The sequence below is a fragment of the Streptomyces sp. SID8352 genome (genome assembly GCF_009862265.1).
GTDB lineage: Bacteria > Actinomycetota > Actinomycetes > Streptomycetales > Streptomycetaceae > Streptomyces.
Genome location: NZ_WWGX01000009.1, coordinates 37,958 through 53,714, shown reverse-complemented (window position 1 = coordinate 53,714; position 15,757 = coordinate 37,958). Strand labels below are relative to the sequence as shown.

Here is a 15,757-nt window from a genome sequence, read left to right as displayed (position 1 = left end):
ACGAGGTTGGAGTTGGCGATGAGGACGCGCGGGGCCCACTCGTGGGTCTGCATCACGCCGACCGGGCGGCCGGACTGGACGAGCATCGTCTCGTCCTGCTTCAGCGTGGTCAGGGTGCGGACCATGGCGTCGAAGGAGCGCCAGTCGCGCGCGGCCTTGCCGGTGCCGCCGTAGACGACGAGCTTGTCGGGNTGCTCGGCGACCTCGGGATCGAGGTTGTTCTGCAGCATCCGCAGGGCGGCCTCCTGCTGCCAGCCCAGGGCACTCGGCCGGGTGCCGCGCGGGGCTCGGACAGGACGGGGTCCGGACATGGTCTGCCTCCTGGTGGGTCGCTCCCGGCGGCTGCTCATCACCGCACGCGCGGAGTACTGCAGATATTCACATCCTGGCTATCTGAATAGAGCTAGTCAATACGGCCGGGCCGCGGCGGGGCGCGCCGCGCGGGTGTGACCGGCCGCGCCGTCACGGGGAAGTCGTCAGGGGATGTCGTCGACGGGAAGGGACGGGCGGGGCATGGGCGAGGGCACGCACGGCACGGCGGGCGGCGGGCACGGCGCGGGGGACGGACGGACGACGGACGGACCCGGCGGTGCGCGCGACCTCGGGCGGGGCGGCGGGCAGGACGGCGATGGGGGCGGCGGGCACGACGGCGGGCGGGCGCGGGCGGCGCGGCGGGACGCGGCGGTGCGGGCTGCGGTGGAGCGCGGGCTCCTCGGGCCGGGCGCGCCGCTGGCCGGGCTGCTGGACGTCACCGGCATCCGGGAGTCGGCGGCGGCGCTGCGAGAGGCGTTCGCGGCGGTGGCGGCGCCCGGGACGCCGGTGCTGCACGCCTTCGCGGTGAAGGCGGCGCCGCTGGTGCCGGTGGTGCGACTGCTGGCGGCGGAGGGCATCGGCGCGGAGGTCGCGAGCCCCGGTGAGCTGGCGCTGGCGCGCGCGGCGGGGGTCCCGGCGGGGCGGACGGTGCTGGACTCGCCCGCGAAGACCCCGGAGGAACTGCGGGAGGCGCTGGCGCTGGGCGTCGCCGTCAACGCGGACAATCCGCAGGAACTGCGGCGCCTGGACGCCCTGGTCGCGGAGCGGGAGGGCCGTTCGCCGGGGCGGGAGGGCCGTTCGCCGCTGGGCCTGCGGATCAATCCGCAGGTCGGGGGCGGTTCCATCGAGGCGCTGTCGACGGCGACGGCGACCTCCAAGTTCGGCGTGGCGCTGCGCGACGAGGGGGCCCGGGAGTGGGTGGTGCGGGCCTTCCTGGACCGGCCGTGGCTGACCCGGCTGCACACCCACACCGGCTCCCAGGGCATCCCGCCGGCGCTGATGGCCGAGGGCGTGCGCGCGGTGCACGCCCTCGCGGAGGAGATCAACGCGCGGGCCGGGCAACGGCGGGTCGACACCCTCGACATCGGCGGCGGGCTGCCGGTGAACTTCGCCTCGGAGGAGACGTCGCCGACGTACGGGGCGTACGCGCGGGCGCTGCGGGAGGCGGTGCCGGGGCTGTTCGACGGACGGTACGGGCTGGTCACCGAGTTCGGCCGGTCGCTGCTGGCCAAGGAGGGCACGCTGGTGGCGCGGGTGGAGTACGCCAAGAGCGCCGGGGGCCGCCGGATCGCGGTGACGCACGCGGGCGCGCAGGTGGCTGCCCGGACGGTGTACGCCCCGGCCTCCTGGCCGCTGCGGATCGCCGCGTACGACGGGGCCGGCCGTCCGAAGCGGGGGCCGGAGGTGGTGCAGGACGTGGCGGGCCCGGCCTGCTTCGCGGGCGACCTGCTGGCGGCGGCCCGGCCGCTGCCGCCGCTGGAGCAGGGCGACTACGCGGCGGCGCTGGACACGGGGGCGTACTACTTCGCCCACCACTACGCCTACAACTCGCTGGCGCGGCCCGGGGTGTACGGCTACACGGCGGACGCCGCCGGGGGCGTGTCCTTCGCGACGGTGCGGGAGCCGCAGACGGTGGCGGAGATCGTGGCGGAATCGGGCGGAGCCCTGGCGGACGCCCTGGTGGACGCGGCCCGGGCGGCGACGGCGGCCCCCGGGGACGGCACGGGGTGACCCGGGCCGGGGCCGGGGCCGGGGCCGGGGCCGGATGGACCATCACCCGGTGCGTGGGCCGCCGGGGCCCGGCCCCCTGCCCCTGGGGGCCGGGACGGGGCCGGGGCCCGGGGCGGACGGGCCGACCGGGGCCGGGACGCGTCCGGGAACGCGGGCCGCCGCACGGGCGGGCTCACTCCACGAACAGGCCCCGGGAGGCGGCCCGGGCGTCGAACTCCTCCAGCCGGGCCTGGGCGTCCGGCAGGCCGTCGCACATCGCCTCCAGCAGCACCCGGCCCAGCAGCATCGGCGCGCAGGCGGTGTCGAAGGCGAGCCCGGTGCCGACGGCGGCGGGGAGCAGCAGGTCGGACATCTTGGCGACCGGGGCGAAGGCGGAGTCGGCGACGGTGACCACGGTGAGGCCGGCCCCCTTGGCGTGGGCGAGGGCGTCGACGACCTCGCGCGGGTGCCGGGGCAGGGCGAAGCAGAGCAGGGCACCGGCCCCGGCCCGGGCGGTGGCGTCGATGCGGTCGAGGAGCACGGTGCCGCCCTCGTTGAGCAGCCGTACGTCCGGGTGGACCTTGGCGGCGAAGTAGGCGAAGCCGTGCGCCTGGGCCGCCGCGGCGCGCAGCCCGAGGACCGGCAGGGGGCGGCTTCGGGACAGCAGGCGGCCCGCCTCGCGCACCGGGCCGGGGTCGGCCAGGGCCTCCGCGAGGTGCCGCAGGTTCTCGATCTCGGCCTCCACGGCCTGCTGGTACTCGTTGCAGACACCCGCGTCGGCGGGCTGCTCCAGGGGGGCGAGTTCGCGCAGGTGGCGGCGGAGCGCCGGATAGCCGTCGAAGCCGAGCGCGACGGCGAAGCGGGTCACGGAGGGCTGGCTGACCCCGGCCAGCTCGGCCAGCTCCACGCTGGACAGGAAGGGCACGTCGGCCGCCCGCCGCACCATCCCGTGGGCGATGCGCCGCTGGGTCGGTGTCAGCCGGTGCCCCTCGAAGAGCGCCTGCAACCGCGCGGCCGGGCTGTCGCTCCCGCTCATGCCGCTCCCCCTCGCCGTATTCACACACCCCGAATCCTGCATACCGTTATACAGCGCGGGCGGAGGCGGTGACGCCGGGCGGGAAGGGGGCGGGCGTCAGCGGGGGTCCGGGGCGTCGCGTTCCGCGAGCCGTGCGCGCAGCCGCTCGTTCTCCCGCTCCAGCGCGGTGATCCGGGCGCGCACCGGTGCGAGGCTCTCGGTGAGTTCGGCCTGGGAGTAGCGCGGGGTGATGTGCCGCGAGCAGTTCCAGTTGAGGCCCTCGACCGCGACGACGGTCAGGCGCTCGACCGGGCCGTCGGAGCGGACGCCGCCGACCACGCGGGCCGTTCCCGGGTCCTCCGCGAGCGGGAGCGTCCTGGCCCGGCCGAACAGCTTCAGCCGGGCCTGCCGGGCGTAGTCCATGAAGAAGAGCGAGACGCGCCCGTCGGCGGCCAGATTCCCGGTGGTGATGTACTGCCGGTTGCCGCGCACCTCGGCCCAGGCCAGCGTCGCCTCGTCGAGCAGGTGCACGAAGCCGGGCGGGCCGCCCCGGTACTGGACGTAGGGCCAGCCGGTCTCGCCGACGCTGGCGAGGTAGAAGCCGTCGCGCCCGCGGATGAACGCGGCCTCGTCGGGGCCGAGCGGATCCGGGCCCGGGTCGCCCTGCGCGAGGGCCCGCAGGCCCACCTGGGCGCTGCCGTTCTCCTCCTGCGCCCGGCGCACGCTCTCGGTGTAGGCGAGATGCGCGTAGCGTCCCATCTAGCGTCCTCCTCCTGGTCCGGTGCCGTCGGGGCCGGCGGCGACGGCGTCGTCCGGGTCCGCCGCGGGGGCGGGAACGGGCGCGGGGACGGCGGCCGGGGCGTCCAGGATCGAGGCGAGCAGGCCGGGGAAGCGCCGGTCCAGCTCCGCCCGGCGGACCCGGCTGACCCTGGTGTTGCCCCGCAGATGCGTCTCCACCAGGCCGCTCTCGCGCAGCGTCCGCAGATGGTGGGAGACGGTGGACCGCTTCACCGGGAGGTCGAGGCCGCCGCAGGGCGCCTCCCCCTGGTCGGTGAGCAGCCGCACGATCTGCAGTCTGACCGGATCGGCCAGGCACTGCAGCACGGCCTGGATCTCCACCGCGGCCAGGTCCGGCTGCGGCAGCCGCGTCGCGTCTAGCGTTCCCATGATCTTCTCCCGTTCGACCCCGTCGTGCCGGGCGGCATCCCGGATGCGCGTCCCGTCGGTCCGTACCGGCGGCGGGCCCCGCACCGGCGCCCGCCGCCACCCCCACCGCCGTCGATGCCCACCGGGACCCGCCGCGCGCCCGGCGTGCGGCGGGTCCCTATGTCGATGTCCATCGACATCTACGATACATGTCGACCATCTATTACGATGGTTGTCGACCAAGTCGACGCCCATCGAACCACGGAGCCCCTCCATGACCTCAGCCGCGCGGACCGTCAGCGCACCGGAAGGACCGGTCTGGCGAAGCCACGCCGCGGTGCTGGCGCTGGGCACCTTCGCCGTCGGCACCGACGCCTTCGTCATCGCGGGCCTGCTGCCCGACATCAGCAGTTCCCTGGACGTCTCCGTCGGGGCCGCCGGGCAGCTCGTGAGCGTGTTCTCCCTGGCCTACGCGCTGCTGTCGCCGGTGCTCGCGGCCCTCACCTCCCGCTGGTCCCGGCGCACGGTGCTGATCACCGCGCTCCTGATCTTCGCCGTCGGCAACGTGGTGACCGCGCTGGCCCCGGACTACCCGCTGGTGCTGGCCTCCCGGGTGGTGGCGGCGGCGGGCGCGGCGATGTTCACGCCGAACGCGGGCGCCACCGCGGCCACCCTGGCCGGTCCGGAGCACCGGGGCCGGGCCATCGCGATCGTGACCGTCGGCCTGACCGGATCGCTCGCCCTCGGCGCACCGCTCGGCACCGCCATCGGCAACGCGTGGGGCTGGCAGGCGACGATGTGGTTCGTGACCGCCCTGGCCCTGCTGGTGGCCCCGGTCATCGCCCTGCGGCTGCCCGACGTCACGGTCGGCGGCCCGACCCGGCTGCGGCAGCGGCTGGCGCCACTCGCGGACCGCAGGGTCGTCGGGGTGCTGGCCGGCACCCTGATCGCCTTCGTCGGCGTCTACCTGCCGTACACCTACATCAGCGCCGTCTTCGAGCCCGCCACCGGCGGCGACGGCGGGAAGGTGGCCGTCCTGCTGCTGGTGTTCGGCCTGGCGGGCACGGTCGGCAACCTCACGGCCGGCCGGCTGGCCGACCGCAGGGGGCCGCGCGCGGTGGTGATCGGGGCGACGCTGCTGCTCACGGTGGTGTTCGCGCTGACGGCCCTCGCGCACTCCTCCTACCCGGTGGCCGTCGCCCTGACGGCCGTCGCCGGAATCGGCTCCTGGTCGGTGACCGCGCCGCAGCAGCAGCGGGTGATGGCCCTCGCCGCCCCCGGCACCGAACCGCTGGCGGTCTCCCTCAACGCCGCCGTGATGTACCTGGCGATCTCGCTGTCGAGCGTGCTCGGCGCCGGGCTCCTGGACGGGGCCGGGGCCGCCTGGATCGCCTGGGCGGGAGCCGCGTTCGTGCTCGCCGCGGCCGGGGCCACCGCGCTCAGTGGGCGGACCGAGCGCGCCGCGGACGCCTCCGCACCCGCGGCACCCGCTCAGCGGGAGGCGGCTCCGCGCACCCCGTGACGCCCCGGAAAACGCCCGGCGGCATTCACCGCGCACGACCCTCCCCCGTCCGTCCGGATTCACCCGCCGCATTTCCGCCACACCCCCGCACACACCGGCACCATCGCCATTGACACACCCAGTCATCGACAGTAGCGTCCGAATGCAGCACACATGCATCTCTCTTCCACTGGCCGTACGGGCTCCGCACGGAAGGCACAATGGAGATCCCAGAGACAGCAAGCGGCAATTCATGGATACAAAGACTCTCCCCCCACCGAGAATCCGCCGTCCGCCTGGTCTGCTGCCCTTATGCGGGCGCCTCGGCGACGGCCTACAGTGCACTGTCGGCCGCATTGCCCGGGTCGGTCGAGGCGCTCTCCGTCCAGTACCCGGGCCGCCCCGGCAACCGTGACGAGCCACCGGTCGCGGACGTCGGGCCGCTCGCCGACCGGATCACCCGGGAGTTGCGCGAGTGGATCGGGACACCGCTCGCCGTGTTCGGCCACAGCTTCGGCTCGGTGGTGGCCTTCGAGGTCAGCCGCCGTCTGGAGGCGGCGGGCGGCGGCCCGGTCCATCTGATCGTCTCCGGGCGCCGCGCCCCCTCCGACGGCCTGGGCGCGCACACCCCGCGCGACGACGCCGGGATCGTGGCCGAACTCCGGGAACTCGGGTCGATTCCGGCCAGGGTGTTCGAGAAACCCAAGTTCCTGCGCCCCGTCCTGGCCGTGGTGAAGAACGACTACGGCGCCAACTCGCGCTATCTCGCCTCCCCCGACGCGACCGTCGGCTGCCCCGTGACATTCCTGCTGGCCGAATCCGACCCCTATGTCACGGACGGCGGCGAGCAGGGCTGGCGCAGGCACACCTCCGCGGATTTCCGCGTCAAGCGCTTCCCGGGCGGCCATTTCTTTCTGAACGACCAGACGGAGACCGTGGCCGAAGAAATCACCAAAACCCTTTTGGCAGACATTCACTGACCGCCGGATGAACAGGACGGAAAACAGTGACGCGGGAAATCCCCCCACCCAGCGCGCCGCACGCCCCCTCCCCGTCCGCCCCCGACCCCCTTCCCGTACCCCGTGCCCCCGCACCGGACGGCGACGCCCGATTACGCCCAGCGGCGCTGCCGCGGCGCGACGGGAGCGACGACGAACTCTCGGTCCGCGCCTACGAGTACGCGCTCTCCCGCCACGCCGTGACCGCGCGGGAGACGGCCACCGCCCTCGGCCTGCCGGTGGCGACGGCCGAATGGATCATGACGCGCCTGCGTGATCTCAAACTGGTCCGGTACTGCGCGGAACAGCTGACCTACACCGCCACCGACCCGGACTCCGCGCAGGTCGAACTCGTCCTGCCGGTCGAGGCGCTGATCCACGAGAAGCGGCGCGAGGTGGCCTGCATCCACCAGCGGCTGGGCCGCTTCCTCGCCTCCTACCAGCGGCACCAGCGCTCGCAGCGGCGCGGTGAGCTGGTCGCCATCCTGGAGGACCCGCGCGAGGTGACGCTGCGGCTGGCCGACTCCATCCGCCGCGGCTCGGACGAGATCCTGACCATGTGGCCGGTGAGCAGCCACGAGACCAATCTGCTGACCGAGACCGAGGTGCTCTCCCAGGAGGCGGCCCAGCGCGGGGTGGCCCTGCGCACCCTCTTCCCGCACACCGCCATGTCCCACCCGAGTTTCCGCGCCACCCTGCACCAGAACCGGGACGCGGGGGTCGACGTCCGCACCTCCGAGGAGATCGCGCACTTCCTCGTCGTCGTCGACCACGAGGCGGCCTTCCTGCCGACCGACTCGGCGGCCGGCCGCGGGCCCCTGGTCACCGCCGTGTACGAGCCGGTGATCGTGAATCTCCTGCGGGGCCTGTTCGAGAACGTCTGGCAGTCCGCGTGCGCCTTCACCGGGGGCAATCCGCCGGAATCGGCCCTCGACAGCGTCAAGGGCTCGATCCTGCGGATGCTCGCCTCGGGCCTCAAGGACGACGTCATCGCCCGCCGGGTCGGGATCTCCTCGCGGACGCTGCGGCGCCACATCTCCGTGATCATGGAGGAGCTGAGCGCCGAGAGCCGCTTCCAGGCGGGCGTCGCCGCGGCCAACGCCGGCCTGGTCGACGGTCTCGTCGGCTGAGCCCCGGCGGGGCCGCCCGGCCGGGCACCCCGCCGGACCCCGCCCCGCCGCACCTGTCAGGGCGGCGGGGCGGGGTCCGGGACGCCGATCGCCGCGGCCACCACCAGGCCCCGCTTGTGGGCGATGGAGACCCGGACGGTGCCGATGCCCCGCTCCCGCGCGTGCCGGGCGGCGGCGTCGGAGAGCCGCACGACCGGGCCGCCGTTCCCGTCGCGCAGAACGGCCACCTGCCGGGGCGTCACCCCGGCCCGCACCCCGGTGCCGATGACCTTGAGCGCGGCCTCCTTCGCGGCGAACCGCCCGGTGAGGAACTCGCGGGCGCGGCCGGCCCCGAGACCGTCGGCGAGGGCGAGCTCGCCGGCGTCGTAGACATAGGCGCGGAACCAGGGGCGGCCGAGCAGCCCCTCCAGTTCGTCCTCGGCGAGGACGTCGATGCCGATCCACACGTCCGGCTCCCGTCTCTGTGTCGGCGGCGGGCGGCGTCAGGGCAGGAAGGTGCCCCTGGTGACGCCCTGGAAGACCGCGAGCCGCTGGATGTGGCCGGTGCCCTCCATGAACTCGAAGGCCCGCGCGTCCCGGTACGCCTTCTCCAGCCACGGGTCCTCCAGCAGGGCCGCGGGGCCGAGCAGTTCCGCGGCGGCCAGGGTGGCGGCCTCGGCCAGTTCGGCGGCACGGGTCTTGATCCCGGCGACGCGGTCCGCCCGCACGGTGCCCGCGTCGATGGCCGCCGCGACGGCGTGGTTGCGGTGCCGGGCGGCGGCCAGCCGGTCCTGGAGGTCCTCCAGGCGGTGCCGGGCGGCGCCCGCGAGGCCCGGCCGGCGCACCCGCACATGGTCGAGGACGGCACGGGTGAGTCCCAGCGCGGTGCCCGCGAGCACCGGCCGGAAGCGCTGGAGGGTGCGGATGGCGCCGACGAGCCCCCGGCGGCTCGGCTTGAGCGTGTCGTGGCCGAGGACGTGCTCGCGCTCGACGCGCACCCCGTCGAGGGTGATGGCGGAGATCCGCGCGCCGCGCAGCCCGACGGTGGGGATCAGTTCGGCGCGGTAGCCGGGGTCGGCGGTGTCCACCAGGACGGCCTCGATGCCGAGCGGGCCCGGCGCGCGCCGGCAGAAGACGACGCCGAGCTGGGCGAACGCGGCGTTGCCCACGTACCGCTTGGCCCCGTGGAGACGGAACCCGTCGCCGTCGGGGCGGAGTTCGGTGCGCAGCTCGGCGGCGGCGGAGCCCTTGTCCGGTTCCGTCAGGCCGAAGAAGGTCCAGACGGGCCCGGGCCCGGCGAGCCGTTCGTAGTAGGCGTGGCGCTGCTTGTCGTCGCCGAGCGCGTCGACGGCGACGCCCGACATCAGCGGTCCCGGGCAGGCCAGCATGAACCCGGCGTCGCCGTAGCTGAGTTCCTCGATGGTGAGGGTGTGTTCCAGACAGGACCGCATGTCGTAGGTGTACGGGCCGATGCGCAGCGGTGCGGCCAGGTACTCCGACGGGACGGTGCTGCGGCGCATCAGGTCGACCGCGGGCAGGTCCAGCCACCGGTCCACGGCCGTGGGATCGCGGTCGAGTTCCAGGCCGACCGGGCGGAGTCCGGCGGCGGCCTCGCGCACGTGGTCGCGCAGCAGCACGGCCCGCCGGGGCAGGGTGTCAGTCATCGGCGGCCTCGGGGTGCAGATAGGTGTTGCCCAGCAGTTCGGTCAGATGGAGCAGGGGTCCGGGTCCCTCGGCGGTGAAGCCGTGGGCCCCGTGCAGCCGGAGCGTGGTCCGTCCGGCGGCCACCAGGTCGCGGTGCACCCGGTGGCGCCGGGCGGGCCCCGGCCCGGGCAGGTCCAGCAGGTCGTGCGACTCGGCGAGGACCAGGGCCACGTCGGCCACGGCGCCCCGGACGAGTTGACGGCCGAGCAGCGCGCCGCCCTCGGACTCCCGGCCGCCGAGCCGGTGCACGGCGTCGTCGAGGGTCTCGGCGAGGGTCCGCCACTGCAGGCGCAGCAGCGCTCCGCAGAAGGTGCCGTACGCGGCCGGGTCCGCCGGTCCCCCGGCGCGGCGGGCGGCGAGCCGGCCGTGGGTGCCGGGCAGCGGACCGCCGCCGGTGAGCCGTTCGGCCGAGGCCACGGCCCAGCCGGTGCCGGAGGGGACCGCGCCGCCGGGCAGGGCCGCGTCGTGGCACTCGTCCAGGGCGGTGGCGAAGGCGCCGATCCGGTCCCGCGCGGCGCTCATCGCGGTCCCCCCGCCGGGGGCGCGGACCGGGTGGCGAGCACGGCGACGTGGGTGTCGCCGGAGCGCGGGTCGGTGTCGCAGAGGACCACGGTGCGGTGGTGCCGGCACCAGAGCCGCCACTGGCGGGCGAGGGCCAGCCACAGCCCGGTGGCGTAGGTGCCCCGGTTCACCCGGTAGGGGGTCGTCGTGGCGGTGACGGGGCGGAGCGCCTCGTGGTCGGTCCAGGGGCCGGTGACGAGGAGGGTGCCTTCCGGGTCGGCGGCGGTCAGCTCCGCGAGCCGCCGCACGGGGTCGCCGGTGGCGGGGACGGTCTCGACGCCGGCCAGCCGGGGCCCGTCACCGGTGCCGAGGACCAGGACGACGCCGGAGTCGACAAGCCCGTTGTCGTGCACCAGGGGGAAACGGGTGGGCAGGGTCGTCTGCTCCAGCACGGCGAGCACCGCCCGCCCGGCGCGTCCGGCGCGCTGGAAGGCGTCGATGGCGCGCAGCGCGGTGAACGGCGCGGCGAGTCCCTGCTGGTGGATGCCGAAGTTGACGGACCGCCCGCCGAGCAGGTGGTCGAGGTGGGGGGCGATGGCGGTGAAGGGGGTGAGGTCGGGCAGGGCGTGGGCGACGACGACCAGATCGGGGTCGCTGTCCCGGACGCCGTCGGCGCGGGCGAGGCGGTCCACGAGGTCGCGGTGGCCGACGTTGGGGCCGTCGCGGAGCAGTCGCTCCTCCACCTCGGCCCCGAAGGAGGCGGCCAGGGCGCGGTGGTGGGCGAGGTCCTCCGGGGAGTCGTCGAAGGGCCGGGCGGGCGGGGAGACCACCCCGGAGGCGGCGAGGAGGGTCGGCATGGCGGTGTGCCTCACACTCCGCTCGGGGCCTGCTGCGACAGGACGTAGTCGGTGAGGCTGCCGACCGAGGCGAAGTCCTCCATGTCGAGGTTCTCCGGGTCGACGGAGATGTCGATGGCGTCCTCCAGTGCCATCAGCATCTCCAGGACCGAGGTGGAGTCCAGGTGCAGGTCGTCGAAGAGCCGGGTGCCCTCGGTGAGTCCGCTGACGGGACGTTCCAGCACCTCGCTCAGGGCCGTCTCGATGGCGACGACCGCGGTGTGGCGTTCCATGTGCTTCTCCTTCGGCGTGGCGGGGGCGGGGCGGCGGGGGTCAGGGGCGGGCGCCGGATTCGGGGGCGGGGCCGGGGTCGGGGTCGGGTCCCACCGTGTGCTGCTTGGCGAGCAGTTCCTCCGCGCGGTCCCGTTCGCGGACCAGGTGGGCCGTGCCCCGGTGCACCATCACCTCGGCCGGGTAGCCGTGGCTGAGGAAGAGTCCGGGCGAGGCGCTGGGCCCGTAGGCGCCGGAGCGCTCCACGCCGATGAGGTCGCCGGGCACGACGCGGGGCAGCCGGACCTTCTTGCCGACGACGTCGTTGGGGGTGCACAGGGGCCCGGTGACGGTGTAGGTGTGCGCGGGGTCCTCGTCCGGGCGGCTCAGCGAGCGGATGGGGAAGTTGCGCTTGACGAAGCTGCCGATGCCGACGGCGGCCATGTGGTGGTTGGTGCCGCCGTCCGCGATCACGAACGTCTCGCCCAGCGACTGCTTGACGTACAGCGCGCGCACGACGTACGTGCCGCAGGGCGCGGCGAGGTAGCGGCCGAGTTCGTTGATGAGCCGGCAGCCGGGGTGGTCCCGCAGAAAGGACTCCACGGCCTCGTTGACGCCGTCGACGGTGGTGGCGAGGTCGAGGTCCTTCTCGTTGTCGAAGTAGGCCACGCCGAAGCCGCCGCCGAAGTCCACGGTGTCCAGGTCGATGCCGAGCCGCCCGGCGAGTTCGCCGGACAGGGCGAGGATCTCGCGGGTGTTGTGGACGATGTCGTCGGCGTTGAGGAACCGGGTGCCCATGTAGGCGTGGAAGCCCCGGACCCGAACCCGGCCGAGTCCCGCGAGCGCCCCGGCCGAACGGCGCAGCACCTCGGCGTCGATGCCGAACTGGCGGGGCTTGCCGCTCATCGCGAGGCCGGAGCCCTTGGTCCGGAAGTCGGGGTTGATCCGCAGCAGCACCGGCAGGTCGGCCACGTCGTGTGCGGCGGCGAGCCGTTCCAGTTCCGCGACCTCGTCGAGGGACTCGCAGACCACGGCGTACAGGCCGGCGGTGACGCAGGCCTCCAGCTCCGCGGGGGTCTTTCCGGGGCCGAGGAAGATCACGTCCTCGGGGGCGATGCCGGCCCGCCGGACGGTCATCAGCTCGGCCAGCGAGGAGATCTCGGCACCGGCACCGAGCGAGCCGAGCCGTTCGCAGACCGCGACGTTGGGGTTGGCCTTGAGGGAGTAGAAGACGTCGACGGCCGGGTGCAGCCGCTCGCGCAGGCCGGTGAACACGTCGCGCAGGACGTCGGCGTCGTAGACGTAGAGCGGGGTGCCGAACCGTTCGGCGAGTGCGGTGATGTCGATGCCCTGGACGCGGTGCGGGCCGGTCATGAGGTCCTCCCGGTGGTGTCGAAGCGGCTCAGCGCCTCGGTGACCCGCCGGTCCAGGGCGTCCAGTCCCGCCCGGTCGGCGGCGAACTGCATCGTGTAGAGGCGTCCCTCGAACGGGGTCCCGGGGGACGCGGGCGCCTGGGCGTTGACGGTGCCGAAGCAGGTGATGACGAGGCCGTCCCGGCCGAGCGGCGGGTCGAGGAGCGGGCCTAGCGCCTCGGTGACCTCCTCGAAGGCGACCGGGGCCGCCGGGCGCAGGGTGTGGTGGCGGGCGAGCGTGATCCCCTGCCCGGGGCCGAACAGCTCGGTGACCCTGCCCTGGTAACTGGACATGTTGAGACGGGCGTTGATCTCCAGCACCGGATAGACGAGCCCGTCCGCGCCGAGCAGCGCGTCGACACCGACGATGCCGGTGAAGCCGTCCTCGTACAGCCTCCCGCCCAACGCCTGCGCCGTCGCCGCGAGTTCGTCCCGCTGAACGGCGTCGAGGCCGGCGGGACTGACGTGGCCGAGGTGCACGCCGCCCGCGGTGATGGCCTGTTTGACGAAGTCCTGGCGGACCCGGCCCTCCCGGTCGATGGTGAGCTGGTGGTTCAGATCGGCCCGTTTGGGCAGGAACGCCTCCACCACGACGTGCAGGCGGTCGTCCCCGCTGCTCGCGGCCCGCCGGTCGACCATGCGCAGCAGCCGGTCGGCCTTGCGGCGGCTGTCGAGGACCACCAGCCCGCGGCCGGAGACGCCGAAGGCGTCCTTGACGACGACCGGGCCCGGGTCGTCGCGGAACCGTTCGTCCAGGGCGCGGTGCAGCTCCCCGACGGTCTCGCAGCAGTGGCCGGGGATGGTGCGCAGGCCCAGTTCCTCGGTGACGCGGCGGCTGTAGATCTTGCTGTTGACCCGCTCGTGGACGGCGGCCGGAGGCACCGCGAGGCGCAGGCCGGTGAGCCGGGCCAGGTGCTCCTCCTGGTCGGAGACGCCCATCGGCATGAGCCAGGCGCCCTGCCGGGCGAGCTCGCGCAGCCGGTCGAGGAGTTCCGGGGAGCGCGACACGGCCTCGGCGGTGCCCGCGTCGCCCGCCGGTGCCGGGGTGACGAGTCCGGTGGGGGTGCCGAGGCCCAGGGCGTCGGCGTAGCGCCGGTAGCCCTCGTCCAGGGGGCGGTCCAGCAGCAGGTGGTCCCCGGGCTCGGCGAGCAGCGCGCCGAGTTCCTCCATGCGCTGCACGGTGGCGGTGGTGGCGGAGCCCCGCACGGCGGGCAGTCCGGTGTAGGAGCGGGCCCAGCGGCGTTCGACCTCGAAGTTGCACAGCCAGACGAACCGGGCGTCGCGGTCCTTGGTGAGGGCCTCCTTCAGGTCCTTGGTGTAGGTGAGGTCCGTGCGGGTGCGGTCCGTGCCGGCGAGGTCCGCGGCGCCGGGGGGTCCCCCGGCGAGGCCGGGGAAGGGGGCCGGGGCCGCCGGAGCGGGGCGCGTGCGGTCGGTCATCGGATCACCGCGCCCTGTGGGTGATGACCATGGCGCCGAAGGTGGCGCCCAGGCCCACGGAGACCAGGACGTAGTGCCCGCCGTCCACCAGGCGGCCCCCCTCGCGCAGGGTCGTGTAGTTGACGAACACGTCCGAGGCGTAGGTGTGGCTGTAGCGCGGGATGTTGTCCAGGAAGAACTTCGCGGGATCCGCGCCCATGGCCTTGATGGTCTGCCGCCAGGACACCGTGTTCACGTTGTGCGGCACGACGAGGTCGATGTCGTCGAAGTCCAGTCCGGCGGCGGCGACCGCCTCGTGGATGACCTCGCCGAGCACGGTGCCGTAGACCTGCCCGAAGCGCGTGATCTGCTCGCGGGTCATCTCCAGTCCGGCGGCGAACTCCCCCAGGGTGCGGGTGGTGAAGGACCTCACCTCGTCCCCGGGGCCGCCCACGGTGACCAGGCAGGCCGCCGCGGCGTCGGCCATGATGGCGCTGTTGGGGATGAGCTGGACCTTCGGGGAGTAGGCCCGCTCACCGGTGACCATGAGGGCGTAGGCGCCCTCCGGGGCCTCGGCCCGCAGCAGTTCCCCGGCCAGGTCGATCGCGCCGAGGCTGCTGACGCACGCCTGCTGGCTGAGGGCGAACGCCTCGGCGTCGTGCAGGCCCAGGTCCTGGCGGATCACCTGGGCGGCGTCGATGTGCGGCGGGGTGACGGTCTGCACGGTGTGCGCGTAGACGACGTAGCGGACGCGGCGTCCCTCGGGCAGCGCCTTGAGCGCCCTGCGGGCGGCGGGCAGGACCAGGTCGAACAGCCCGCCGTCCGGGTCGAAGCGGAGCCGGTCGAGACCGTAGATCCGCCGGAAGACGCCGATCTCCGGGCGCCGGAGCCCGAGGCGGTCCGCGACGTCGTCGATGCGGACGCTGCGGTCGGGGAGGAAGGACTCGACGCGTTCCAGGGTGGTGGCGGTCGGCATGCCGGCCTCACTCCCCGACGTACTCGGCGCGCACCAGCCAGCTCCGCGAGGCGCCGCGCCGCTCGCGCGGCTGCACCTGGTAGGGCCAGCGGCCCTCGCCCGCGCCGGGTTCGCCGGGCTCGCGCACCTCGTGCGTCTTCCAGCCGGTCCCGGCGAGGAACCGCTCGGGTTCGTCGGTGCCGAAGCGCCAGGGCGTGCCGTCCTCGCGCAGCCCCCGGAGGAAGCTCTGCGAGAAGGGGCTGCGCAGCAGGGCCCGGCTCACGAAGTCGACCACGAGGCGGCTGCCGGGCGCGGAGACCGAGCCGAGGGTGCGCAGCAGTCCGGCGGCCTGGTCCTCGGTGAGGAAGAACAGCAGTCCCTCGGTGATCCACACGGTGGGCCGGGAGGCGTCGAAGCCCGCGGCGGCCAGCGCGGGGAGCCAGTCGCCGGCCAGGTCGGCCCGCACCTCGCGGCGGTCGGCGCGGGCCTCGGCGCCCAGCCGCCGCAGCCGCTCACGCTTCTCGTCGATGAGCGCGGCGTGGTCGACCTCGTACACGGTGGCGCCGGCGGGCCAGTCGAGCCGGAACGCGCGGGTGTCCATGCCGGCGGCGACGAGGACGATCTGGTCGGCGCCGGTCTCCCGCAGGACGTCCGCGACGGCGTCGTCGAAGTACCGGGTCCGGATCGCGATGAAGGGCAGCAGCCCTCCGCCGCCGTAGCGCGCGAGCAGTTCGAAGCCGCGCGGGGCGGCGAGGTCCCGGGCGTAGGGATCGGTGAACAGCGCGTCGCCGTCGCGCTCGGACTCCACGGCCCGGGCGGCCGCGGTCCACTGGGCCGTGTAGGAAACGGCTTCCATGGTGTGCTCCCTCCTG

At 74.6% G+C, this 15,757-nt stretch carries 16 protein-coding genes and 1 pseudogene; 4 read left to right on the top strand and 13 right to left on the bottom strand.

Annotation, left to right across the window (positions count from 1 at the left end; all coding sequences use genetic code 11):
- A pseudogene (locus GTY84_RS03475) lies at positions 1 to 311 on the bottom strand (urocanate hydratase); the annotation flags it as partial.
- Positions 312 to 513: 202 nt separating this feature from the next.
- Between GTY84_RS03475 and GTY84_RS03470 the strand changes: the two are divergent.
- Complete coding sequence (locus GTY84_RS03470; RefSeq protein ID WP_161224593.1) at positions 514 to 2,043, top strand: diaminopimelate decarboxylase; 1,530 nt, start codon at positions 514 to 516, stop codon at positions 2,041 to 2,043.
- A 172-nt stretch (positions 2,044 to 2,215) separates the two neighbouring features.
- Here GTY84_RS03470 and GTY84_RS03465 read toward each other — a convergent pair whose 3' ends face one another.
- The 3 genes from GTY84_RS03465 to GTY84_RS03455 all read right to left on the bottom strand — a co-directional run bounded on the left by GTY84_RS03465 (position 2,216) and on the right by GTY84_RS03455 (position 4,204).
- Positions 2,216 to 3,058, bottom strand: a complete 843-nt coding sequence (locus GTY84_RS03465) for a MurR/RpiR family transcriptional regulator (protein ID WP_161224592.1) — start codon at positions 3,056 to 3,058, stop codon at positions 2,216 to 2,218.
- A gap of 96 nt (positions 3,059 to 3,154) precedes the next feature.
- Positions 3,155 to 3,796 (bottom strand): pyridoxamine 5'-phosphate oxidase family protein, encoded by a 642-nt coding sequence (locus GTY84_RS03460; protein WP_161224591.1) that lies wholly within the window; start codon positions 3,794 to 3,796, stop codon positions 3,155 to 3,157.
- Positions 3,797 to 4,204: a metalloregulator ArsR/SmtB family transcription factor gene (locus tag GTY84_RS03455; protein WP_161224590.1), complete on the bottom strand. Its 408-nt coding sequence runs from the start codon at positions 4,202 to 4,204 to the stop codon at positions 3,797 to 3,799.
- A 253-nt stretch (positions 4,205 to 4,457) separates the two neighbouring features.
- On the opposite strand from GTY84_RS03455, the gene GTY84_RS03450 reads away from it, so the two are divergent.
- The 3 genes from GTY84_RS03450 (at position 4,458) to GTY84_RS34840 (ending at position 7,812) form a co-directional block, all read left to right on the top strand.
- Positions 4,458 to 5,705, top strand: coding sequence for an MFS transporter (locus tag GTY84_RS03450; protein WP_161224589.1), 1,248 nt, complete (start codon positions 4,458 to 4,460; stop codon positions 5,703 to 5,705).
- Between the two features lie 200 nt (positions 5,706 to 5,905).
- Positions 5,906 to 6,664, top strand: coding sequence for an alpha/beta fold hydrolase (locus GTY84_RS03445; protein ID WP_161224588.1), 759 nt, complete (start codon positions 5,906 to 5,908; stop codon positions 6,662 to 6,664).
- 26 nt (positions 6,665 to 6,690) lie between these two features.
- Positions 6,691 to 7,812, top strand: a complete 1,122-nt coding sequence (locus GTY84_RS34840) for a helix-turn-helix transcriptional regulator (RefSeq protein ID WP_161224587.1) — start codon at positions 6,691 to 6,693, stop codon at positions 7,810 to 7,812.
- Positions 7,813 to 7,868: 56 nt separating this feature from the next.
- Here GTY84_RS34840 and GTY84_RS03435 read toward each other — a convergent pair whose 3' ends face one another.
- The 9 genes from GTY84_RS03435 to GTY84_RS03395 are packed head-to-tail and all read right to left on the bottom strand — an operon-like array spanning position 7,869 to position 15,741.
- Positions 7,869 to 8,258, bottom strand: coding sequence for a 4'-phosphopantetheinyl transferase superfamily protein (locus GTY84_RS03435; protein ID WP_161224586.1), 390 nt, complete (start codon positions 8,256 to 8,258; stop codon positions 7,869 to 7,871).
- A gap of 36 nt (positions 8,259 to 8,294) precedes the next feature.
- The gene (locus GTY84_RS03430; RefSeq protein ID WP_161224585.1) at positions 8,295 to 9,455 is read right to left on the bottom strand and encodes an acyl-CoA dehydrogenase; all 1,161 of its coding nucleotides are present in this window, start codon (positions 9,453 to 9,455) and stop codon (positions 8,295 to 8,297) included.
- On the bottom strand, positions 9,448 to 10,017 hold the full coding sequence (locus GTY84_RS03425; RefSeq protein ID WP_161224584.1) for a hypothetical protein: 570 nt from the start codon (positions 10,015 to 10,017) through the stop codon (positions 9,448 to 9,450). Before GTY84_RS03425 ends, GTY84_RS03430 begins: the two co-directional genes overlap by 8 nt.
- Positions 10,014 to 10,853 (bottom strand): hypothetical protein, encoded by an 840-nt coding sequence (locus GTY84_RS03420; protein ID WP_161224583.1) that lies wholly within the window; start codon positions 10,851 to 10,853, stop codon positions 10,014 to 10,016. Before GTY84_RS03420 ends, GTY84_RS03425 begins: the two co-directional genes overlap by 4 nt.
- Positions 10,854 to 10,864: 11 nt before the next feature.
- Complete coding sequence (locus tag GTY84_RS03415; protein WP_161224582.1) at positions 10,865 to 11,125, bottom strand: phosphopantetheine-binding protein; 261 nt, start codon at positions 11,123 to 11,125, stop codon at positions 10,865 to 10,867.
- Positions 11,126 to 11,165: 40 nt separating this feature from the next.
- Entirely contained in the window at positions 11,166 to 12,476 is a 1,311-nt protein-coding gene (locus GTY84_RS03410) for a diaminopimelate decarboxylase (protein ID WP_161224581.1), read from the bottom strand.
- Positions 12,473 to 13,951: a hypothetical protein gene (locus GTY84_RS03405; RefSeq protein WP_161224580.1), complete on the bottom strand. Its 1,479-nt coding sequence runs from the start codon at positions 13,949 to 13,951 to the stop codon at positions 12,473 to 12,475. Before GTY84_RS03405 ends, GTY84_RS03410 begins: the two co-directional genes overlap by 4 nt.
- 4 nt (positions 13,952 to 13,955) lie before the next feature.
- Complete coding sequence (locus tag GTY84_RS03400) at positions 13,956 to 14,906, bottom strand: 3-oxoacyl-[acyl-carrier-protein] synthase III C-terminal domain-containing protein (protein WP_161224579.1); 951 nt, start codon at positions 14,904 to 14,906, stop codon at positions 13,956 to 13,958.
- Positions 14,907 to 14,913: 7 nt separating this feature from the next.
- Positions 14,914 to 15,741, bottom strand: a complete 828-nt coding sequence (locus tag GTY84_RS03395) for an SAM-dependent methyltransferase (protein ID WP_161224578.1) — start codon at positions 15,739 to 15,741, stop codon at positions 14,914 to 14,916.
- Between the last annotated feature and the right edge of the window lie 16 nt (positions 15,742 to 15,757).